Genomic DNA, 19,693 nt, shown 5'->3' with positions numbered 1-19,693 from the left:
TAAAAAAGCCCTACCTTGCGATAGGGCCGATTTGTTTCGAGCGGCGCGGCTTATGCGGCGACGATCGAAACAGTTCTACGCTTTTGCGCGCCCTTGATGGCGAATACTACCTTGCCGGTGATCTTGGCAAACAGCGTGTGATCCTTGCCCATGCCGACGTTCTCGCCGGGGTGGAATTGCGTGCCGCGCTGGCGCACGATGATGCTGCCCGCATTGATCAGTTCGCCGCCGTAGCTCTTCACGCCCAGTCGTTTCGAGTGTGAGTCGCGTCCGTTACTGGTACTGCCGCCGCCTTTTTTTGATGCCATGCTATCTGCTCCTTACAAGAATTATGCGGAAATGCCGTCGATGCGGATTTCGGTGTAATTTTGACGATGACCTTGCGACTTGCGATAGTGCTTACGGCGGCGCATCTTGAAAATATGCACCTTGTCGCCACGGCCATGCGATACGATGGTCGCTTGCACGGAGGCACCGGTCAGCATGGGTTTGCCCACGGACAGCTTGTCGCCGTCGGCAACCATCAGTACCTTGTCCAGCACAACCGCGCTGCCCACGTCGCCGGGGATGGTCTCGATCTTTAAAGTTTCGCCGGAAGAGACACGATATTGCTTTCCGCCGGTCTTGATGACTGCATACATAAACAACCTCTTACTATGGTGATTTTTGGGCGATACTTTCGCGAAGGCGCGAATTATACATAAATATCCGAATTCGTCAAAACCATTTCTGGCGGGCTTCCCTGCGCGGTAAGGCCTCTAAAGGATGGAATGAAAAATAGGCCGTTCGGCATATACATTTTTTTCATGTGGCATGATATTTTTCCGCACTTGAGCTAGGGTTATCTCTATGGAAACGCTGAACAAGTATCCGGGTAGTGCATCACCCGTCCATTCATTCGATTGGCTGAACAAAACCCGTTTTCATCGTGTGTTGCGCCTCACGGTACTCAATTTGGGGAGATTTCACCCCCTTTCGCCTACGCCGGGCGCACCTGTCATGCGCTGCTGCGAGGGTGAAGTACTAGCCATATAGTTTTCACTCCATTGTTTCGTAATGAGATTTTCAGGAGATCAGCATGAACATACCCGTGGAGCTATCGAATGGCATCACCGAACACGCCTTGAAGGGTATCACCATTCCGCCTTGCCCGGCCTCTTTGGTATCCATCATGCGCGAGGCGAAACGCCCGTCCGTCAGTTTTGTCGAGCTCGCGGGCCTGATCAGCCGCGATGCGGGTATTGTGGGCCCCTTGCTCAAATTGGCCAATTCACCTTTTATCGGTTTGAGAAGCAAGGTGGCGTCCATCTCTCAGGCAATCAGTGTACTTGGCCTGCAGAATACGCTAAATCTTGTGCAAAATATTGCCTTGCGGCAAAGTGTTGGTGGCGGGTCGCAAAGCTTTGAAAAATTTTGGGAGCGATCAAGTCTGACAGCGACTATTGCAGAAAAAATAGCGGCGAAATTCCGTACCGTATCCAAAGATGATGCCTATCTTGCGGCATTGTTCCACGATTGCGGTATCCCGGTACTCATGATGAAATTCCCCGGATATCGCGAAACCGTGATGGCCCAGTGTAAATTAGGCAAGTCGATCTGCGAGGTCGAAAATGATGTTTTTTCCACCAGCCATGCCGTGGTCGGGAATATGCTGACGCGCAACTGGATGCTCCCCGACCACATATGCAAAGCCGTTTTATATCATCATGACCACGCCATCTTTAATTCATCTGGTGGAAATACCAGAACTGATGCCTGCGATTTAATCGGCATAGTACATATGGCGGAGTGTATTGCCGACGAACATTTATTCGTCAGAGATAAAGATTGGCATCAGTTTGAACAGGAAGTACTGGACTACTTTGAGATGTCGGGGTATGAATTCTCCGAACTCAAAGGGGATATTCTGGCTTATTTGAATGGTGAGTAAGCATCATCGAGAAGGATATGACATGCCGGGTCATGCCCCTGGAACCCGTCGAATCGATAGGCAGGATACCTGCCTACGCAGGGATAATGACTTAATCAGCGTTTTCTTGAATCGGAATTCCTTGGCGGAGACATTGGCAAATGAGCCTGATTCCTGTCGGTAGAGACGATATTGCAGTCGGCAAACCGTTGCCTTGGCAGTTGTATGACGGCGAACACAAGGTGCTGCTGGAGCAGGGGGGGATCGTCAGTGACAAAGAACATCTGAACAATCTGCTGGCAACCGGTGCATATCGTGAACTATCGTGGGAAGCGCCCGGCAACGGGAACGACAGTAGCAATATGCCTGCTGATTTGACGTATCAGGAGCAAGTCAACGCAGATAAGCCCGGGTCGCAATTCGAATTCGACGACATGAAGCTGGGGGTGGGAAGCCGCCTGCAACTTGAACCGCCCAAACAACTGGGGCGAGAACGCTTCCTGGTCAGGCTGATCGGTTATATGAGAGGTGTCAGTCTGATAGTTACCACGCCGGCTACTGCCGATGGCGCTTATCTGCGGCTTCTGGAAGGCGAAAAGGTCATGATGCGGTCATTCTCCGGGCAGAACGCCTTTGCTTTCGCCTGCGCCGTGGAGCTTGCGTGCAAGCGGCCTTACGAGTACTTGCATCTGTCGTTTCCCGATGTTATCCAAGGGGTCCTGATACGCAAGGTACCGCGTGTCAGGACAAAAATTATTGCGGCAGTACAAAACACCAATTCGCGTGATTTAGAGGAAAGGAATCCCGCGCTCATTTCCAACATCAGCGCCAACGGCGCGGCGCTCAATGCCAAACATCCCCTGGGTAAAAAAGGTGATGTTCTCAATCTGGTGTTTCGGGTAAATCTGCATCAGATCGATGCCTTGTTGTCGCTTAATGGGGTGATCCGCACTGCAGTGGATGCTGGAGATGCGGAGGCGCTTGGAGCGGAAATTATTCGCTACGGTATCGAGTTCCAGAACCTGCAACCGAATGACATGATTATCCTGCAAAGCATGGTTTACCAGCAAATTGTGGAATGCCCGCATCAAGTGGCGTAGGGGCGCGAGCGGGAAATTTGCGCAGTGGGCCGTATATTTATGGCCATCATGGTGGCAATCCCTGGTCTTGCCTCGACGGCAGTGATGCCAGGGAGCCACCAGCCAGGCTGAAACCAGGCTGGCTGTCCTATTGGCTATTTGGAGCTAACGCCGCATCGAGTCGAAGAACTCGGCGTTGTTCTTGGTCGCCTTGATCTTGTCGAGCAGGAATTCCATTGCTTCCAGCTCATCCATCGGGTAGAGCAGTTTGCGCAGCAGCCAGATCCGCTGCAGGATGTCCGGCTTGATGAGCAGTTCTTCCTTGCGCGTGCCGGAGCGGTTGACGTTGATCGCCGGGTAGATGCGCTTCTCGGCCATACGGCGATCCAGATGGATTTCCATGTTGCCGGTACCCTTGAATTCTTCGTAGATCACGTCATCCATGCGCGAGCCAGTATCGACCAGTGCGGTGGCGATGATGGTTAGCGAGCCGCCTTCCTCGATATTGCGCGCCGCGCCGAAGAAGCGCTTGGGGCGATGCAGCGCATTGGCATCCACGCCGCCGGTCAGCACTTTGCCGGAAGAGGGCACCACGGTGTTGTAGGCGCGTGCCAAGCGGGTGATGGAGTCGAGCAGGATGATGACGTCCTTCTTGTGTTCGACCAGGCGCTTGGCCTTTTCCAGCACCATCTCCGCAACCTGCACGTGGCGGCTGGCCGGTTCGTCGAAGGTGGAGGCAACCACTTCGCCGCGCACGGTGCGGGTCATCTCGGTCACTTCCTCGGGGCGTTCGTCGATCAGCAGCACGATCAGGGTCGCATCGGGGTTGTTAGACGAGATGGAATGCGCGATGTGCTGCAGCATCACGGTCTTGCCGGACTTCGGCGAAGCCACCAGCAGCCCGCGCTGTCCCTTGCCGATCGGTGCGACGATGTCGATGATACGGCCTGTGATGTTCTCTTCGGCCTTGATTTCGCGCTCCAAGCGCAACGGCTCGGTCGGAAACAGCGGCGTCAGGTTCTCGAACAGGATCTTGTTCTTGGCATTTTCGGGTGGCTCGCCGTTGACCTTGTCCACCTTCACCAGCGCGACATAGCGCTCGCCGTCCTTCGGCGTGCGGATCTCACCGTCGATTGTGTCGCCGGTGTGCAGGTTGAAACGGCGGATCTGGCTCGGGCTGACGTAGATGTCGTCCGGTCCCGCCAGATAGGAGGTGTCCGGCGAGCGCAGGAAGCCGAAGCCATCCGGCAGGATTTCCAGCGTGCCATCGCCGAAGATGCTCTCGCCCTTTTTCGCCTGGCTTTTCAGCAGGGCGAACATCAGGTCCTGCTTGCGCATCCGGTTTGCGTTCTCGATCTGATTGGCCGCGGCCATTTCAACGAGTTCAGTGACGTGTTTGGTTTTTATGTCGGATAGGTGCATAGCGATGCGAATATGAGAAGAACAAAAAGATAAGGGAGTTGACCGGGTGGAAGATGACCGCCCGCATGGCCTGGAATGTTCGTTATGGTGTTTTTTTGTTTCCGGAGACGAAACTGGAAGGCGATGCAGGCGTGACAGTAAACGCTTTAGATGTGGCTGTCAATAAAGGCGGCCAGTTGGGATTTAGACAACGCTCCGACCTTGGTGGCCTCGATGTTGCCGTTCTTGAACAGCATCAGGGTCGGAATGCCGCGAATGCCGAATTTCTGCGGGGTCTGCTGGTTTTCATCCACGTTCAGCTTGGCGACACTCAGGCGGCCGGCATATTCCTTGGCGATTTCGTCCAGGATAGGCGCGATCATGCGGCACGGACCACACCACTCGGCCCAGTAATCCACCAGCACGGGCAGGGGGGATTGCAATACTTCGGCATCGAAAGTGGCATCGGTAACGTATTGTATGTGTTCGCTCATGGTTTAGGTCTCGCTTTGAATAAGGGTTGATCGGTGATGCAATACGCGGAGTGTCGGAGTGATTCTATGAATTTTAAACGGCATCGTAACCAAAAACGGCTGTGCTGTGAAGTGTGACCTTTACTTGAAGACCATGGGGGCGGCTATCTCGCCGATATGAAAGCCGAAATGCCCTTTCCGGCGATCTGCAAAATAATGCTCCAGGCTGAATTTGACCGGGCGGAAGGCGATTTCATCCCACGGGATTTCCGCTTCGGCAAAGAGCCTGACCTCCAGGCTTTCCTGCCCGGGGGCGAAATCCGTATCGAGCAGCCTGGCGCGGAATAACAGATGCACCTGGTTGATGTACGGCAGGCTGTACATTGAATACAGATCGCCGATCGCAATGCGCGCATTGGCTTCTTCCAGGGTCTCGCGGACTGCAGCATCGGTTGTGGTTTCGCCGTTTTCCATAAAGCCGCCGGGCAAGGTCCACAAACCATTGCGCGGCTCGATGGCGCGGCGGCACAGCAGGATTTTATCTTCCCATTCAGGCATCGATCCGATCACCATCTTTGGGTTCTGGTAATGAATCACGCCGCAGGCGGTGCAGATGTGGCGCGGACGGTTGTCGTCGTCCGGGCGGCGCAGCTCGACCGCCGCGCCGCAGGACGAGCAATAGTTTACTTCCAGAATTGCCACCAGGATTTCCCCGACTTGGCTCCGCCGGCAGGTGTTTCGTCGCCGGCAGGTGAAGCAGACGTGCTGCGGTTTTTCTGCAGCACGCGCCGGGTATCGTCGCGCAGGTCGGTCATGCCCATTGCATCGTAGGCCTGCACCAGGATTTCCAGCGCGTCGCGCGTCGAGGGGCTGGTCGGGTATTGCGTCAGGATGCCCTGAGCACGGTTGACCGCGGCGACATAGGCCCCACGGCGCAGGTAGTAGCTGGCGACATGCAGCTCATGCCTGGCCAGCATGTTCACCAGATATTGCATACGTACCCTGGAATCGGGCGCGTACTTGCTGTCGGGGAAGCGCGTCACCAGGTCCTTGAAGGCAGCAAACGAATCCTGCAAGGCCTTGGGGTCGCGTTCGGTGGGGTCTTGCCCGCTCAGTGAATTGACGAGGCTGACCTCGCCGTGGAAGTTGGCCAGCCCTTTCACGTAATAGGCGTAATCGACATGCGGATTGTTTGGATACTGCTTGATGAAGCGGTCGGCGGAGGAGACGGCCGATTCAGCCTCGCCCTGGCGGTAATAGGCAAAAGCCACTTCCAGTAGCGCCTGTTGAGCGTAGCGCCCGTAGGGGTAGCGTGATTGCAGCGTTTCATACAGCTTGATGGCCGAATCATAGTTTTCGTTATTCAACTCTTCCTTGGCCTGCCTGTAGATTTCCTCGACGGGCACATTCTTGAGTGGGTCGGTGCCATCCGGCAACGGGTCGAAGATGCTGCAAGCAGTTAACGTAAGCAGGAGGAATAAGGATAAACTATGGCGCATGACTGAATCCGGAAAAAATTTGCGCGATTATAGCGCAGCCGCCTCCAACCCGCAGGTCTTCATCGTGCCCGGTGATTGCGCGGGCATGCGCTTCGACCAAGTGCTGGCAAAGCTGCTGCCGGAGTATTCGCGCAGCCGCCTGCAGGAATGGATAACGGCGGGGCAGGCCAGTCTGGACGGAGCCGCCACCGTCGCAAAACAGAAGGTGTGGGGCGGCGAAACCATCGCCGTGCAGCCGCAATTGCATCCCGCCGACCAGCCGTACCGGGCCGAGGACATCGCGCTCGACATCGTCTACGAGGACGAGGCGCTGCTGGTGATCAACAAGCCGGCCGGGCTGGTGGTGCACCCCGGCAGCGGCAACTGGGAAGGTACGCTGTTGAACGCGCTGCTGCATCATGCGCCGCAACTGGAAGGCGTGCCGCGCGCCGGCATCGTGCATCGCCTCGACAAGGATACCAGCGGCCTGCTCGTGGTGGCGAAGACCCTGACTGCCCAGACCGCGCTGGTGCGCCAACTCCAGGCGCGCAGCGTGAAGCGCGAATACCTGGCGCTGGCGTGGGGCGAGCTTCGCCATGGCGGAAAGGTGGATGCGCCGATAGGCCGCCACCCCACGCAGCGCGTCAAAATGGCGGCGGTGGAAAGCGGCAAGCACGCCGTTACGCATTACCAGGTCGAGGAGAAGTTCCCAGGCTGCACGCTGTTGCGCTGCCGCCTGGAAACCGGGCGCACCCACCAGATTCGCGTGCACTTGGCGCATATCGGCCATCCGCTGGTGGGCGACAAGACCTATCTGAAAGGCATGCAGAAATGCGTGCCACAGCTGCGCAGCCTGTTGCACGGTTTTCCACGCCAGGCCCTACATGCCACGCGCCTGGCGCTGGAACATCCGGTCAGCGGCGAGACGATGGAATGGCATGCGCCGTTGCCTGCGGACATGATGAGATTCCTCCGGCAAATACGCGAGGCGAGCCATGCTTCTGACTGAGCATCTGATCGTTCCGGATTGGCCCGCGCCGCCCAATGTCAGGACATTGCAGACTACCCGCCGGGGAGGCGTGAGCGCCACGCCCTACGACAGCCTGAACCTCGGCGAGCATGTCGGCGACAATCCGCTGGCGGTGGCGCGCAACCGTGTGCTGCTCAACCATCTGCTGCCCGGTGAGCCGGTGTGGCTGGAGCAGGTGCATGGCACGGGTGTCGCGGATGCAGACATGACAGACTGCCGGATTCGGGCCGACGCCTGCATCGCGCGGCAGCGCGGGTCGGTATGCGTCGTGATGACCGCTGATTGCCTGCCGATCCTGTTGTGCGATACGCAAGGCACGGTGGTCGGTGCGGCACACGCGGGATGGCGCGGCTTGTGCGACGGGGTGATCGAAGCGACTGTGCGGGCGATGCAGGTCGCGCCGCAGAATCTGATGGCATGGCTGGGGCCGGCGATCAGCCAGGAGGCTTTCGAAGTGGGCGACGAAGTGCGTGCCGCTTTTGTCGCCGTGCAGCCGCAGGCCGCATCGGCATTCGTTCCTGGCCAAGCCGGCAAATGGTTTGCCGACCTCTATGCCTTGGCGCGGCTGCGCCTCAACGCCTTGGGTATTACGGAAATATACGGCGGTGAGCACTGCACCTACTGTGAGCGCGAGAAGTTTTTTTCCTACCGCCGCGATGGCGCGACCGGCCGCATGGGCACGTTTGTCTGGCTAACGTGAACGTGGCTCTAGGGAATTCTGGTCTGGAAATTCGTCAGGTAGTTCTCAAGAAACAGCGGGTCGTGTTCCGAATCGAATTTGAGGAAGCTGATACCAGCCCGGAAAAGAAGCTCCCGGTTGTCGTAAACCGTATAGACGACCTTTCCGTAAACCTCTATGACGCGCGGAGCTTTTGCCGTAGGGGCCGGCGGGACATGGATGTGCAGCTTGATGAGCTTCAGTGACTGCAGGTTGCGCTCCAGGAAAACGGCCGCTCCCTTGACGGAAATATCCTTGATGAAACCGTGATGCTGGCTTTGCGCGTCGATGAAGGCTATGGCCCGCCACTTGACGAAGAAACGCGGCATGCTGCGGTGTTCTTTGCTCCCCTGTATCGCCGGGGAATCCTTGGGGTGTTGCGGTAGCTGGCTTGCAGGGGTGCCGCTTATGGGATCAATGATGTTTCCGTCCGGCTTCGACATGATTGGGGCTGCATGTTTTGTTGCTGAAATGACGCATGGATTATGAGGGATTGCGATTATTTTTGCTGGTCATATTTTGCATGGAAAAGTCCATGAACCGATTCTTAAGCCGTGACCGGTAGGGTAGAATTGCAGGGTGTCGGGCAAACTCCAGGCTTCTGGATGGTTGCCGAAGATTTATAAATTTCAATGGATTAGTTATGTATCTGAAAGGGAAAGTAGCGCTCATCATCGACGACCTGACGGGGATGCGCAGCTCCATGCGCGCCACCTTGTCCACGCTGGGTATCGAGAGTTGCGACCAGGCCGGCACCGCGCGCGAGGCGGTCGACAAAATGCGCGCCAAGTTCTATGACCTCATCATCTGCGACTACTACCTGGGCGACGCAACCGATGGGCAGCAGATTCTCGAGATGGTGAGGCGCAACCGGATCATCAGCCACAGGTCGCTGTTCGTCATCGTTACCGCCGAGCGCACGCAGGATCGCGTCGTCAGCGCCGCGGATTTTCTTCCCGACGATTACCTGGTCAAGCCGTTCACTGCCGATACGCTCGGCAAGCGTGCCTTGAGCCTGCTGGAAAAAAGGGAATATTTCCAGGATGCTCATGCCGCGCTCGATGATGGCAAATATGACCTGGCAATCAGCAAGCTTGGGCAACTATGCGCGAACAGGAACAAGTACTGGATCGACGCCATGCGCCTGATGGGCGACAGCCGGATCCAGGCCGGGCGCTACGCCGATGCCATCCCGGTGTTCGAGGAAATCCTCAAGCTGAAGGAAATTCCCTGGGCGGTGATGGGCAAGGTCAAGGGACTGAAGGGATTGGGCCGGACGGATGAGGCGCGGCGCTTGCTGAATGCATTGCTGCAGCAGCATACCGAATATCTTGCGGGCTACGACATGCTGGCGACCCTGTGCGCCGAGGCCGGCGACGCCGAAGAAGCGCAAAGACAGGTCGAAAAAGCGCTTGCGATCGTGCCGGCAATGCACCGCCAGAAGCGCGCCGGCAAGCTTGCGCTGGAGCGCGGCGATGTCGACAAGGCGCAGAAATACCTGAGCGAAGTGATCGAGCGCGGCAAGTATTCCTTCTTCAAGGACCCGGAGGATTACACCCTGCTTTCCAAGGTGCACATTGAGAAGGGCGAAACCGAACAGGCGCGCTCGGTGCTCGATCTGGTGGGGAAGCGCTTTGCCGCAACGCCCGAGGTCAAGGCCGGGGTTCAGGTGCTCAAGGCGATGGCCTGGCAGAAGGAAGGCAAAGCCGATCAGGCGAAAGCCTTGCTGGAGCCGCTGCTGGCCAATCCGGGCGATTTGCCCGAATCCGTCCGGATGGATCTGGCAAAGACCAGTTTCCTGACCGGGAACAACGAAGTCGCTTCCAGGCTGTTGAGCGAGATGATGCAGAACAACCACGACAACGCGGCGCTCAAGGATGAGGCGGTCAAGATGCTGGAATCCGTCGGCTTGGGCGATCAGGCCAAGGAACTGGTGGGAAATGCCGTCGATGAAGTGGTTGTGCTCAATAACCGCGGCGCGTTGCTGCTGCGCGACGGGCAACTGGAAGAGGCTGCGCAGCTGCTGGTGGAGGCGGCCGAGAAACTGCCGCGCAATGCCACCATCGTGCTGAATGCCGCCTATGCGCTGTTGCTGAAACTGCAAAAATGCGGTGTGTCCGCTGAAGAATTGGCCAGGGTGGATCGATACCTTGAAAGGATGGCGCAATTTCCCGCCCCGCCCAATGGACTGCCCAAGCTGCAGGCCATGCGCCAGCGGCTTGAGGCCAGGGCAAGCGTATGACGGCTATCGACACCGCCACCGTGCTGGCAACCGCCGTGCATGAGGTGAAAAACATGATGGGGGAGCTGTCCCTCAACCTCGACGAATACCACCGCCGGCATCCCGATGCCGAGATGGCAAGGATGCGCACCCTGTCGCGCAAATTGCAGGATCGGCTGATCCAGATCCTGATCCTGCAGAATGAAGGCGGGAATCACCTGAGTGTAAACGCGGAGGCGATCAACCCGGAGGAGCTGCTCGATGAGGTGGCCGCGGATGCGAGGCTGATGCTGCCGGAGGGTATATCGCTCGAATCGGACAACAGGGTGGGCGATGTGCCGTTCTGGTTCATCGACCGCTACCTGGTCTCGCAGGTGCTGATGAACGCCCTGCACAACGCTTTCAAGTTCGCGAACTCGCGCGTGGTTCTCGGCTGCCGCGAGGAAGCGGGCGGCCTGCTGTTCACCGTCCGGGACGACGGGGCGGGCTATCCCGACCAACCCGGTTTCCGCCCGGAGGCTCTGCCGCAGGAAATGAAAGACGGGGATTCGAGAAAAGGCACCGGCCTCGGCCTGCGCTTCAACGAGCGCATTGCCACGGCCCACGGCGGAAAAATTTCCCGCTCAAACAACGCCGGAGCCTGCTTCGCGCTGTGGCTGCCCAGGTAGGTTTGCCTGTCGCCTTTGAAAAACCTCATTTAGCCACGGATTCACACGGATAAGCACGGATAAAACCCTGCCGATGGGATGGTATCCGTGTCAATCCGTGTTCATCCGTGGCTCAAATTGCATCTCCCAAAAACAGATCAGGCAAAACGCATCGACAAATCCACCGCCTGCACATCCTTGGTCAGCGCGCCGATGGAAATCCGGTCCACGCCGGTTTCCGCGACGAGGCGCACGTTGTCCAGCGTGATGCCGCCCGAGGCCTCCAGCTCGGCGCGTCTTGCGGCATGCTTCACGGCGGTGCGCATGTCCGTCAGCGAAAAATTGTCGAGCAGGATCAGCCGTGCGCCCGCATTGAGCGCCTCGTCGAGTTGCGCCATGTTCTCCACCTCGATCTGGACCGGGATGGCGGGCGGAGTGAGGCGGAACGCCAGCTCCAGCACCGCGCGGATACTGCCCGCGGCGGCGATATGGTTCTCCTTGATCAGCACGCCGTCGAACAGCCCGATGCGCTGGTTGTGCCCGCCGCCGACACGCACCGCGTGTTTCTGCGCGATGCGCAGCCCCGGCAGGGTCTTGCGCGTATCCATGATCTTCGCCTGCGTACCAGCCACGGCCTCCACGTAACGGCGCACCAGCGTGGCGGTGCCGGACAGGGTCTGCAGGAAATTCAGCGCGCAGCGTTCCGCGCTGAGCAGCGCACGCGCATTACCGTGCACCTCGCACAGCAGCTGGTTGGGCTGGACGAGCGCGCCTTCCTGCGCCGCCCAGTGAATTTCGCAGCCGGGGTCGAGGCTGAGGAAGCATTCCTCGGCCCACAGGGTGCCGCACAGCACCGCCTCCTGGCGCGAGATCACGCGCGCGGCCGCGGTCTGCGTTGCGGGCAGCAGTTGGGCTGTCAGGTCGCTGCTGCCGAGGTCTTCTTCGAACGCGGCGCGGACATTGGTGCGGATGTGGGGTATCAGGGTCATAACTTTCCTTCAGGCAATCTGCTGCCAAGATTATCACAGCAGGGCGCAAATCGACTGTCGCCCCTTGAATTTTGCAAACGCCACCCCACCTAACGTGCATGACACAATGCCGCCCCCTGATGATGCAATACGCATTTCGCAGGAGCGCAGCTTGCTGTGCGAGAGGCTCGTTCGCCGGGGCAAGCAATCGCCCGACAAATCGGGCTCCTACGGGGCAATATTTCATGTATTTCACGCTAAGCAGCAATCCAATATTCATTTGAAGGAGCCACCATGCGTTTCGACAAGTTCACCACCAAGCTGCAGCAGGCGATTTCAGACGCGCAGAGCCTCGCGGTCGGCGCGGACAACCAGTTCATCGAGCCGCAGCACCTGCTGCTGGCGCTGCTCAACGATGCCGAGAGCGGCGCGGCGTCGCTGCTGGCGCGCGCCGGCGGGAATCCCGGCGGGATGAAGGCTGCCCTGCAGCAGGCCGTGGAGCGCCTGCCCAAGGTGGAAGGGCACGGCGGCGAGGTGCAGGTCGGGCGCGACCTGGCCAACCTGCTCAACCTGACCGACAAGGCGGCGCAGAAGCGCGGCGACCAGTTCATCGCCTCGGAGATGTTTCTGCTCGCCGCCTGTGACGACAAGGGCGAAACCGGGCGGCTGCTGAAAGCACATGGCGTGGCGCGCGCGCCGTTGGAGCAGGCGATCGACGCGGTGCGCGGCGGCGAAACTGTGGGCAGCCAGGAAGCAGAAGGGCAGCGCGAGGCGTTGAAAAAATACACGCTGGACCTGACCGAGCGTGCCCGCCAGGGTAAGCTCGATCCGGTGATCGGCCGCGACGATGAAATCCGCCGCGCCATCCAGGTGTTGCAGCGCCGTACCAAGAACAATCCGGTGCTGATCGGCGAACCGGGTGTTGGCAAGACCGCGATTGTCGAAGGCTTGGCCCAAAGGATCGTTAACGGCGAAGTGCCGGAAACCCTCAAAGGCAAAAAGGTGCTGTCACTGGATATGGCAGCGCTGCTGGCCGGTGCCAAGTATCGCGGCGAATTCGAGGAGCGCCTGAAATCCGTGCTGAAGGAATTGGCTCAGGATGAGGGCAATAACATCGTATTCATCGACGAACTGCATACCATGGTCGGCGCGGGCAAGGCGGAAGGCGCAATGGACGCGGGCAACATGCTGAAGCCTGCGCTGGCGCGCGGCGAGCTGCACTGCATCGGCGCGACCACCCTGGATGAGTACAGGAAATACATCGAAAAAGACGCCGCGCTGGAGCGCCGCTTCCAGAAGGTGCTGGTGGACGAGCCGTCGGTGGAATCCACCATCGCCATCCTGCGCGGCTTGCAGGAGCGCTACGAACTGCATCACGGTGTGGACATCACCGACCCGGCCATCGTCGCGGCGGCGGAGCTGTCCAATCGCTACATCACCGACCGCTTCCTGCCCGACAAGGCCATTGACCTGATTGATGAGGCCGCCGCGCGCGTCAAGATGGAAATCGACTCCAAGCCCGAAGTGATGGATAAACTGGAGCGCCGCCTCATCCAGTTGAAGATCGAGCGCGAAGCGGTGAAGAAAGAAAAGGATGAAGCCTCGCAGAAACGCCACGCGCTGATTGAAGACGAGATCAAAAAGCTGGAGCGCGAGTACGCCGACCTGGAGGAAATCTGGAAGGCGGAGAAGGGCGCGGCGCAAGGCACGGCCCAGCTCAAGGAGGAGATGGAGCAGGTGCGCGCCGAGATCGTCAGGTTGCAGCGCGAGGGCAAACTGGAAAAGGTTGCCGAACTGCAATATGGCAAACTGCCGCAGCTCGAGATGAAACTGAAGGAGGCGACACAGCGCGAGAAGGAAGGCGGTGCTGCGAAGAACAGGCTGCTGCGCACCCAGGTCGGCGCGGAAGAAATCGCCGAAGTGGTGAGCCGCGCGACCGGCATCCCGGTATCCAAGATGATGCAGGGCGAGCGCGACAAGCTGCTCACGATGGAAGACAAGCTGCACGAGCGCGTGGTCGGGCAGGACGAGGCGGTGCGCTTGGTCAGCGACGCGATCCGGCGCTCGCGCTCCGGCCTGTCCGATCCGAACAAGCCCTACGGCTCCTTCCTGTTCCTCGGCCCGACCGGCGTTGGCAAAACCGAGCTGTGCAAGGCACTCGCCGGCTTCCTGTTCGACTCCGAGGAGCACCTGATACGCATCGACATGAGCGAGTACATGGAGAAGCACTCCGTCGCGCGCCTGATCGGCGCGCCGCCCGGCTACGTCGGCTACGAGGAGGGCGGCGGGCTGACCGAGGCTGTGCGCAGAAAGCCTTATAGCGTCATCCTGCTGGACGAGGTGGAGAAGGCGCATCCGGACGTGTTCAACGTGCTGCTGCAGGCGCTGGACGACGGGCGCATGACCGACGGGCAGGGGCGCACCGTGGACTTCAAGAACACCGTGATCGTGATGACCTCCAACCTCGGCAGCCAGATGATCCAGCAGATGGCCGGCGACGACTACCAGGTCATCAAGCTCGCGGTGATGGGCGAGGTGAAGAGCTATTTCCGCCCCGAGTTCATCAACCGCATCGACGAGGTGGTAGTGTTCCACGCGCTCGACGAGAAGAACATCAAGTCCATTGCGCGCATCCAGTTGCAGTACCTGGACAAGCGCCTCGCGGCGATGGAGATGAAGCTGGAAGTGACCGATGCCGCGCTGAAGGAGATCGCCAATGCCGGCTTCGACCCGGTGTACGGCGCAAGACCGCTGAAGCGCGCGATCCAGGCCCAACTGGAAAACCCTCTGGCGAAAGCCATCCTGGAAGGGCGCTTCGCCGCCAAGGACACCATCAAGGTGGATTGCGTGGGCGGGGTGATGAAGTTCGGGAAGGGTTGATTTCTACGGCGCATGAAACGACAAGGGCTGCTTTGGCAGCCCTTCGTTTTAGCAAGCAATGCCTTTCGAGATTGATGCACCTCCACACTTAGGGCAAGATACGCCCCCTGAATTTTTTGCATAAACAAGAGAATAACTATGGGCGCACAGTGGAAAGCAAAGCACAAAGAAATCGCAGCGAACGCAAAGGGCAAGATTTTCGGCAAGCTGTGCAAGGAAATCACGGTCGCCGCACGAGGTGGAGCCGATCCGGACTCGAACTCGCGCTTGCGCCTCGTGGTCGAGCAAGCCAAGAAAGCCTCCATGCCGCGTGAAACGCTGGAGCGCGCGATCAAGAAGGGCGCAGGCCTGCTCGACGGAGGCGCGAATCTGGAGCGCCTCGTCTATGAAGGTTTCGCACCGCACCGCGTCCCCGTGATCGTCGAATGCCTGTCCGACAACATCAACCGCACCATGTCCAGCATGCGTGTATTGTTCCGCAAAGGACAGCTTGGTGCAGAAGGCTCCGTCTCGTGGGACTTCAACTATGTTGGCATGATTGAAGCCACGCCGAACTCCAGGGAAGCAGATGCAGAAGTCGCCGCCATCGAAGCAGGCGCGCAGGACTTTGAGCCGGCCGACGAAGGCGCAACCCTTTTCATCACCGACATCACCGATCTGGATGCTGTGTGCCGCGCCTTGCCAGCACAAGGCTTCACCGTCATCTCCGCCCAGCTAGGCTATCGCCCGAAGAATGCCGTCACACTTGGCAATGATGCCGAGCGCGAAGAAGTGGAAGCGTTTCTGGAGGCGATTGATGCGGATGATGACGTGCAAAATGTTTATGTGGGGTTGGCGGGCTAGAGGTGTTTCTCTAGAGAGGGGCGATGCAATTCGATTCGTTCAAATAGAAATGCGAAGCCCTGAAAATCATCAAGCGCCCCTTTAATTCGCTCGAGAAGGGTTAGCAGGCTCCGTCCCTGAGGTCTCTCCCGAGGTTTCCGGGGGGTGCTGCATGATCGGCAAATCTTCGCGGCGCAGATTCAGGGCCTCCAGAACTTTTAGCGCCGCGTAGGCATCGTTGGCCGCATAGAGCATTTGCTGCGGAGTGAGTCGAGGCTGAGACCAATTGGAGGTGGTCACATGCCTCGATTTGGCGAAGCGCTGCTTCAAAACCAACCCCACCGCCGCCCGGACGCCCATCTCCTTGCGGTAGCCGCCCATGCTGAACACCACATTGAGATCGACCACTCCGCCGAAATGTACACCCAGCTTTGCGCGGATATGCCCGCCGTCCGATTTAAGGCCAAAGCCCACCTTGATGAGCTGTTTCGATTGCAGCAACTCGATCAGGAACGGATGCCCTTCCGTACGATGCGGTTGAAACAGATAAGCCTTGTCGTGCAGCGCAAACTGCACCACATGCGGCCCTTCGCTGATATCGCCCGTGACAAACGTTGGCCTGGATTCAGTATCGAAGCCCACGATGCCTGCAGCCTTGATCTCGACGATGGCGGAAGCAAACTCCTCTGTGGTTGCCGGTACATGGGTACGCGCAAGAGGGAGGCCGATAAATGGCTCCAGCAGTGCAATCTCAGCTTTGGTTGGGGGCGAATTTTTTCATATGGGGAGGTGGGGGGGGGAATTAAGTGGGCTATCCCACCTTCACCGCCCGCGCTCTTAACTGCCCGCAAGCCCCTTCGATCTCCTGCCCTGCCGAATCGCGTATCCGGGTGTAGATGCCTTGCTGATTAAGGGCATGCACCATAGCCGCAGTTCGTTCGGCCGAGGGGCGGCGATAGGACAGGCCGTCGACCTCGTTGAAGGGGATGAAGTTCATCACGGCATACTTGCCGGAGAGGAGCCGGGCTATCCGCTCCAGCTCGGCGTCGCCGTCATTCACCCCCTTGATCAGCGTCCATTGATATTGGACCGGATAGTGGGTGGCGCGCGCATAGGCTTCGGCGCGCTCCACCAGTTCCTCGACGGCGATCTGCGGCGCGCGCGGCAACAGCTTGGCGCGCAGCACCGTATCGGTGGTGTGCAGTGAAAGGGCAAGCGCCGGCTTGACTGTTTCCCGGGGAAGGCGTTCGAACACGCGCAGGTCGCCGACCGTGGAGAAGACCAGATTCTTGTGGCCGATGTTGCCCTGTATGCCAAGCACCTCAATCGCCTCGAGCACGTTGTCGAGATTGTGGGCCGGCTCGCCCATGCCCATGAATACCACCTTGCTCACCGCGCGGCGACGGCGGGCGAGCACCACCTGCGCCACGATCTCGGCGCTGCCAAGCTGGCGCAGTAGGCCGTCGCGGCCGCTCATGCAGAACACACAGCCCACCGCACAACCCACCTGCGTCGATACGCACAGCCCGCCGCGCGGCAGCAGCACGCTCTCCACCATCTGGCCGTCGTGCAGTTCCACCAGCAGCCGCGCGACCTCCTCGTTATTGGAAGAGGTGCGCAGCGCTTCGTTCGCCCCCTCTCCCGCATCGCGGGAGAGGGTTGGGGAGAGGGTGGCGGGATGTTCGCTCTTCAGCCGTGCCAGCCCTTCCAGCTCCGCCTCGATGGCGGGCAACTCGTTGCGCAGGGCCAGCGGAAAGAAGGTTTCAGCGGGACTGTGCTTTTTATCGTACGAGCACACCTGGCTCCAGCCGCGCAGTACGCGGTCTTCGTGGCAGGGCTTAGCGCCGAGCTCTCGCAGGCGTTGGCGAAGCTGAATTATGCGCAGCGGCGGGGGGTGAGAAGCAGGAAGCAAGGCGAGCTCTGAAAATCACGAAGTGGTTTTGTACGAATTTTAACCCAAGCTGCCGCTTGGGCTTGGCGCAACTGATCCGGCCCTGGTCAGTCCGGGATTTCCGACTCGACGAGCTGCGCGAGCAGGGATAGCGATTCCTGCCAGCCGAGGTAGCAGGCCTCTTGCGGGATGGCCTCGGGGATTCCTTCCTGCACGATGTGCAGCTCGGCCCCGCACGATAACGGCTGTATGGTAACGGTCGTTTGCATCTCCCCGGGAAGATTGAGGTCGTCAAACTGGTCCGTGTGGCGGATGCGTTCGTTCGGAACCAGCTCAAGGTAGTTCCCACCGAAGGAGTGGCTCTTGCCGGTGGAGAAGTTCGTGAACGACATGCTGTAGCTGCCGCCGATCCTGGCATCCAAGTGGTGAACCTTGCCCGTGAACCCATGAGGTGGAAGCCATTTGGCCATTGCGTCGGCATCGAGGAACGCCCGATAGACCCTTTCGGGAGTGGCACGAAGGACTCGATGCAGCCTGACGGTGTCGGTGGACATGATCATTCTCCTTTTCATGTGTGATGCGGCGCAGTGGTGGTTGGTTTGTCCCGTTTCATCGAACGTTCCAGCTTGGCCCCGTGGCGGCTGGCTGCATGCGGCTGCTGCCCCTGCAACCGTTCCTTGAACAGCACGCCATCCTGCTCGATGCGCAGATCGAAATACAGGCGCCGTGCGGCGTGCTTGTGCATCACGTATAGATGCCCGGGCTGCAATGCCGGAGCCGCGCCCGGCGGCGCAATAGCTGGTTCGGGGCTGCGCCGGAAATCGCGCTTGCGCCGGTATTCGCTGATGGAGGGAGTGGCCATGAAATCCGCCTTTCGGGCACAGGCAACATGGGCTGGCTACACATTGAACCTTATTGCCATCCCCCTTGTATATGAGGAGGATTACGTATTCGAAATTGCTGCTGAAAGGGTGGGGCGATGCGGTATGAATTTCCATAGCGAAAGGAGCAATCATGAACCGTACCTTCAAACTTTACCTGCTCGGATGCTTGAGCCTCATGCTCAGCCAGGGGGCGGCATGGGCGGGGCCAACTGAACAGACGGCGGTGTTCGCCGGGGGCTGCTTCTGGGGCGTGGATGTGGTGTTCAAGCACGTCAAGGGCGTGTCGAAAGTGGTGTCCGGCTATGCCGGGGGCAGCGCGGCAACCGCGACCTATGAGCAAGTGAGCCGGGGCAACACGGGCCATGCCGAAGCGGTGCAGGTCAGCTTCGACCCGGCGAAGGTCAGCTACCGGAAACTGCTGGAAGTGTTTTTCAGCGTGGCGCACGACCCCACCCAGCTAAACCGCCAAGGGCCGGATCACGGAACCCAATACCGATCGGCGATCTTTTACACCGGCAAGGAGCAGCAGCAACTCGCGCAAGACTACATAAACCATCTCACCGCCGCGCGCGTCTACCCCGATCCCATCGTTACCGAGGTCGTTCCGCTCCAGCAGTTCTATCCCGCCGAGGACTACCACCAGAACTACTACGCCAGGCACCCCAACCAGCCGTACATCGTGATCCACGACAAGTCCAAGGTGGAACAATTGCGCAAACGATTCCCGGAGTTGTATCAATAATTCATCGCAAGGAGAAAATCATGGAAACGTTAAACCGTTTTGGACCGTTGCTAGGACGTCTGCTGATTGCATTCATTTTCCTGTTCGCCGGGTTCGGCAAGATCACCGGTTTCGAGGGGACGGTAGGCTACATCGCCAGCAAGGGCCTGCCGTTGCCCGAACTGGGGGCCATCGGCGCAACCGTTGTGGAAATCGGGGGCAGCCTCCTGCTGATCGTCGGCTGGAACACGCGCCTTGCCGCCGCGGCGCTGTTCGTGTTTACGGCAATGACTGCGCTCTTCTTCCATAATTTCTGGGCGTTGCCTGCGGATCAGGCGCAGGGGCAGATGATTCACTTCATGAAGAATATGGCCATGATGGGCGGTCTGCTGTACGTCGTGGTGCATGGCAGCGGTCCCATCAGTCTCGATAGCCGACAGAAGAAATAACTAGGGCTTTTTTCGTATGCATGGCGGGGGGCGCTCAGGCCTGCCAAGGGTCGGGGCAGCCCGGCGAAGCTGGGCTTTTCATTGGAAGAATTCGAGGCTGAGCTAACCCCGTTAATCCATGT

General features: G+C 59.0%; 22 protein-coding genes. 10 read left to right on the top strand and 12 right to left on the bottom strand.

The window, feature by feature from the left end; genetic code table 11:
* Positions 1–50 precede the first annotated feature (50 nt).
* Entirely contained in the window at positions 51–308 is a 258-nt protein-coding gene (gene rpmA, locus ACRRNM_RS03140; protein ID WP_435626790.1) for a 50S ribosomal protein L27, read from the bottom strand.
* A 21-nt stretch (positions 309–329) separates the two neighbouring features.
* Positions 330–641, bottom strand: coding sequence for a 50S ribosomal protein L21 (gene rplU / locus ACRRNM_RS03135; protein WP_435626789.1), 312 nt, complete (start codon positions 639–641; stop codon positions 330–332).
* A 437-nt stretch (positions 642–1,078) separates the two neighbouring features.
* Between rplU and ACRRNM_RS03130 the strand changes: the two genes are divergently transcribed.
* Both ACRRNM_RS03130 and ACRRNM_RS03125 read left to right on the top strand, forming a co-directional pair.
* Positions 1,079–1,930, top strand: a complete 852-nt coding sequence (locus ACRRNM_RS03130) for an HDOD domain-containing protein (protein ID WP_435626788.1) — start codon at positions 1,079–1,081, stop codon at positions 1,928–1,930.
* Between the two features lie 140 nt (positions 1,931–2,070).
* Positions 2,071–3,009 (top strand): flagellar brake protein, encoded by a 939-nt coding sequence (locus ACRRNM_RS03125; protein WP_435626787.1) that lies wholly within the window; start codon positions 2,071–2,073, stop codon positions 3,007–3,009.
* A gap of 144 nt (positions 3,010–3,153) precedes the next feature.
* Here the strand turns inward: ACRRNM_RS03125 and rho are convergent, their stop codons facing one another.
* From rho to ACRRNM_RS03105, 4 genes are all read right to left on the bottom strand, one after another.
* Entirely contained in the window at positions 3,154–4,410 is a 1,257-nt protein-coding gene (gene rho, locus ACRRNM_RS03120; RefSeq protein WP_435626786.1) for a transcription termination factor Rho, read from the bottom strand.
* Positions 4,411–4,556: 146 nt separating this feature from the next.
* Positions 4,557–4,883, bottom strand: a complete 327-nt coding sequence (gene trxA / locus ACRRNM_RS03115) for a thioredoxin TrxA (RefSeq protein ID WP_435626785.1) — start codon at positions 4,881–4,883, stop codon at positions 4,557–4,559.
* Between the two features lie 120 nt (positions 4,884–5,003).
* Positions 5,004–5,564 carry an NUDIX hydrolase gene (locus ACRRNM_RS03110; protein ID WP_435626784.1) on the bottom strand — a complete coding sequence of 187 codons (561 nt, stop codon included), beginning with the start codon at positions 5,562–5,564 and terminating at the stop codon, positions 5,004–5,006.
* Positions 5,546–6,361 carry an outer membrane protein assembly factor BamD gene (locus ACRRNM_RS03105; protein WP_435626783.1) on the bottom strand — a complete coding sequence of 272 codons (816 nt, stop codon included), beginning with the start codon at positions 6,359–6,361 and terminating at the stop codon, positions 5,546–5,548. The genes ACRRNM_RS03110 and ACRRNM_RS03105 overlap by 19 nt, the downstream gene beginning before the upstream one ends.
* Between ACRRNM_RS03105 and rluD the strand changes: the two genes are divergently transcribed.
* Both rluD and pgeF read left to right on the top strand, forming a co-directional pair.
* Entirely contained in the window at positions 6,360–7,349 is a 990-nt protein-coding gene (rluD, locus tag ACRRNM_RS03100; RefSeq protein ID WP_435626782.1) for a 23S rRNA pseudouridine(1911/1915/1917) synthase RluD, read from the top strand. The genes ACRRNM_RS03105 and rluD overlap by 2 nt on opposite strands.
* Positions 7,336–8,070 (top strand): peptidoglycan editing factor PgeF, encoded by a 735-nt coding sequence (pgeF, locus tag ACRRNM_RS03095; protein ID WP_435626781.1) that lies wholly within the window; start codon positions 7,336–7,338, stop codon positions 8,068–8,070. The genes rluD and pgeF overlap by 14 nt, the downstream gene beginning before the upstream one ends.
* A gap of 8 nt (positions 8,071–8,078) precedes the next feature.
* On the opposite strand, the gene ACRRNM_RS03090 is transcribed toward pgeF, so the two are convergent.
* Positions 8,079–8,531, bottom strand: a complete 453-nt coding sequence (locus ACRRNM_RS03090) for a PilZ domain-containing protein (RefSeq protein WP_435626780.1) — start codon at positions 8,529–8,531, stop codon at positions 8,079–8,081.
* Between the two features lie 200 nt (positions 8,532–8,731).
* On the opposite strand from ACRRNM_RS03090, the gene ACRRNM_RS03085 reads away from it, so the two are divergent.
* Both ACRRNM_RS03085 and ACRRNM_RS03080 read left to right on the top strand, forming a co-directional pair.
* Positions 8,732–10,330, top strand: a complete 1,599-nt coding sequence (locus tag ACRRNM_RS03085) for a response regulator (RefSeq protein ID WP_435626779.1) — start codon at positions 8,732–8,734, stop codon at positions 10,328–10,330.
* The gene (locus ACRRNM_RS03080; RefSeq protein ID WP_435626778.1) at positions 10,327–10,977 is read left to right on the top strand and encodes a sensor histidine kinase; all 651 of its coding nucleotides are present in this window, start codon (positions 10,327–10,329) and stop codon (positions 10,975–10,977) included. Before ACRRNM_RS03085 ends, ACRRNM_RS03080 begins: the two co-directional genes overlap by 4 nt.
* Positions 10,978–11,114: 137 nt before the next feature.
* Here the strand turns inward: ACRRNM_RS03080 and nadC are convergent, their stop codons facing one another.
* Entirely contained in the window at positions 11,115–11,945 is an 831-nt protein-coding gene (nadC, locus tag ACRRNM_RS03075; RefSeq protein ID WP_435626777.1) for a carboxylating nicotinate-nucleotide diphosphorylase, read from the bottom strand.
* Between the two features lie 273 nt (positions 11,946–12,218).
* Between nadC and clpB the strand changes: the two genes are divergently transcribed.
* Positions 12,219–14,804, top strand: a complete 2,586-nt coding sequence (clpB, locus tag ACRRNM_RS03070) for an ATP-dependent chaperone ClpB (RefSeq protein WP_435626776.1) — start codon at positions 12,219–12,221, stop codon at positions 14,802–14,804.
* Positions 14,805–14,942: 138 nt separating this feature from the next.
* On the top strand, positions 14,943–15,647 hold the full coding sequence (locus ACRRNM_RS03065) for a YebC/PmpR family DNA-binding transcriptional regulator (protein WP_435626775.1): 705 nt from the start codon (positions 14,943–14,945) through the stop codon (positions 15,645–15,647).
* Positions 15,648–15,728: 81 nt separating this feature from the next.
* Here ACRRNM_RS03065 and ACRRNM_RS03060 read toward each other — a convergent pair whose 3' ends face one another.
* The 4 genes from ACRRNM_RS03060 to ACRRNM_RS03045 all read right to left on the bottom strand — a co-directional run bounded on the left by ACRRNM_RS03060 (position 15,729) and on the right by ACRRNM_RS03045 (position 18,379).
* Positions 15,729–16,355, bottom strand: coding sequence for a 3'-5' exonuclease (locus ACRRNM_RS03060; protein ID WP_435628630.1), 627 nt, complete (start codon positions 16,353–16,355; stop codon positions 15,729–15,731).
* Positions 16,356–16,437: 82 nt separating this feature from the next.
* A complete protein-coding gene (locus ACRRNM_RS03055) occupies positions 16,438–17,511 on the bottom strand; it encodes an RNA methyltransferase (RefSeq protein WP_435628629.1) in 1,074 nt (357 codons plus the stop codon).
* A 113-nt stretch (positions 17,512–17,624) separates the two neighbouring features.
* Positions 17,625–18,071 carry an SRPBCC family protein gene (locus ACRRNM_RS03050; protein WP_435626774.1) on the bottom strand — a complete coding sequence of 149 codons (447 nt, stop codon included), beginning with the start codon at positions 18,069–18,071 and terminating at the stop codon, positions 17,625–17,627.
* A 14-nt stretch (positions 18,072–18,085) separates the two neighbouring features.
* Positions 18,086–18,379, bottom strand: a complete 294-nt coding sequence (locus tag ACRRNM_RS03045; RefSeq protein ID WP_435626773.1) for a hypothetical protein — start codon at positions 18,377–18,379, stop codon at positions 18,086–18,088.
* 152 nt (positions 18,380–18,531) lie between these two features.
* On the opposite strand from ACRRNM_RS03045, the gene msrA reads away from it, so the two are divergent.
* Positions 18,532–19,143: a peptide-methionine (S)-S-oxide reductase MsrA gene (gene msrA / locus ACRRNM_RS03040; RefSeq protein WP_435626772.1), complete on the top strand. Its 612-nt coding sequence runs from the start codon at positions 18,532–18,534 to the stop codon at positions 19,141–19,143.
* A gap of 20 nt (positions 19,144–19,163) precedes the next feature.
* Positions 19,164–19,571 carry a DoxX family protein gene (locus ACRRNM_RS03035; protein WP_435626771.1) on the top strand — a complete coding sequence of 136 codons (408 nt, stop codon included), beginning with the start codon at positions 19,164–19,166 and terminating at the stop codon, positions 19,569–19,571.
* The last annotated feature ends 122 nt before the right edge of the window (positions 19,572–19,693 follow it).

This window comes from Ferrigenium straubiae (assembly GCF_051257895.1).
Classification (GTDB): Bacteria; Pseudomonadota; Gammaproteobacteria; order Burkholderiales; family Gallionellaceae; genus Gallionella; species Gallionella straubiae.
This window is presented reverse-complemented; position numbering and strand designations above follow the sequence as displayed.

What these genes read in the sequence shown, in the direction of transcription:
- rluD (WP_435626782.1), top strand. Translation starts at nt 6,360, where the DNA reads ATGACTGAATCCGGAAAAAATTTGCGCGATTATAGCGCAGCCGCCTCC.
- ACRRNM_RS03105 (WP_435626783.1), bottom strand. Translation starts at nt 6,361, where the DNA reads ATGCGCCATAGTTTATCCTTATTCCTCCTGCTTACGTTAACTGCTTGC.
- rpmA (WP_435626790.1), bottom strand. Translation starts at nt 308, where the DNA reads ATGGCATCAAAAAAAGGCGGCGGCAGTACCAGTAACGGACGCGACTCA.
- ACRRNM_RS03080 (WP_435626778.1), top strand. Translation starts at nt 10,327, where the DNA reads ATGACGGCTATCGACACCGCCACCGTGCTGGCAACCGCCGTGCATGAG.
- trxA (WP_435626785.1), bottom strand. Translation starts at nt 4,883, where the DNA reads ATGAGCGAACACATACAATACGTTACCGATGCCACTTTCGATGCCGAA.
- ACRRNM_RS03045 (WP_435626773.1), bottom strand. Translation starts at nt 18,379, where the DNA reads ATGGCCACTCCCTCCATCAGCGAATACCGGCGCAAGCGCGATTTCCGG.
- clpB (WP_435626776.1), top strand. Translation starts at nt 12,219, where the DNA reads ATGCGTTTCGACAAGTTCACCACCAAGCTGCAGCAGGCGATTTCAGAC.
- ACRRNM_RS03035 (WP_435626771.1), top strand. Translation starts at nt 19,164, where the DNA reads ATGGAAACGTTAAACCGTTTTGGACCGTTGCTAGGACGTCTGCTGATT.
- ACRRNM_RS03125 (WP_435626787.1), top strand. Translation starts at nt 2,071, where the DNA reads ATGAGCCTGATTCCTGTCGGTAGAGACGATATTGCAGTCGGCAAACCG.
- pgeF (WP_435626781.1), top strand. Translation starts at nt 7,336, where the DNA reads ATGCTTCTGACTGAGCATCTGATCGTTCCGGATTGGCCCGCGCCGCCC.
- msrA (WP_435626772.1), top strand. Translation starts at nt 18,532, where the DNA reads ATGAACCGTACCTTCAAACTTTACCTGCTCGGATGCTTGAGCCTCATG.
- ACRRNM_RS03085 (WP_435626779.1), top strand. Translation starts at nt 8,732, where the DNA reads ATGTATCTGAAAGGGAAAGTAGCGCTCATCATCGACGACCTGACGGGG.
- rho (WP_435626786.1), bottom strand. Translation starts at nt 4,410, where the DNA reads ATGCACCTATCCGACATAAAAACCAAACACGTCACTGAACTCGTTGAA.
- ACRRNM_RS03130 (WP_435626788.1), top strand. Translation starts at nt 1,079, where the DNA reads ATGAACATACCCGTGGAGCTATCGAATGGCATCACCGAACACGCCTTG.
- rplU (WP_435626789.1), bottom strand. Translation starts at nt 641, where the DNA reads ATGTATGCAGTCATCAAGACCGGCGGAAAGCAATATCGTGTCTCTTCC.
- nadC (WP_435626777.1), bottom strand. Translation starts at nt 11,945, where the DNA reads ATGACCCTGATACCCCACATCCGCACCAATGTCCGCGCCGCGTTCGAA.
- ACRRNM_RS03090 (WP_435626780.1), bottom strand. Translation starts at nt 8,531, where the DNA reads ATGTCGAAGCCGGACGGAAACATCATTGATCCCATAAGCGGCACCCCT.
- ACRRNM_RS03050 (WP_435626774.1), bottom strand. Translation starts at nt 18,071, where the DNA reads ATGTCCACCGACACCGTCAGGCTGCATCGAGTCCTTCGTGCCACTCCC.
- ACRRNM_RS03065 (WP_435626775.1), top strand. Translation starts at nt 14,943, where the DNA reads ATGGGCGCACAGTGGAAAGCAAAGCACAAAGAAATCGCAGCGAACGCA.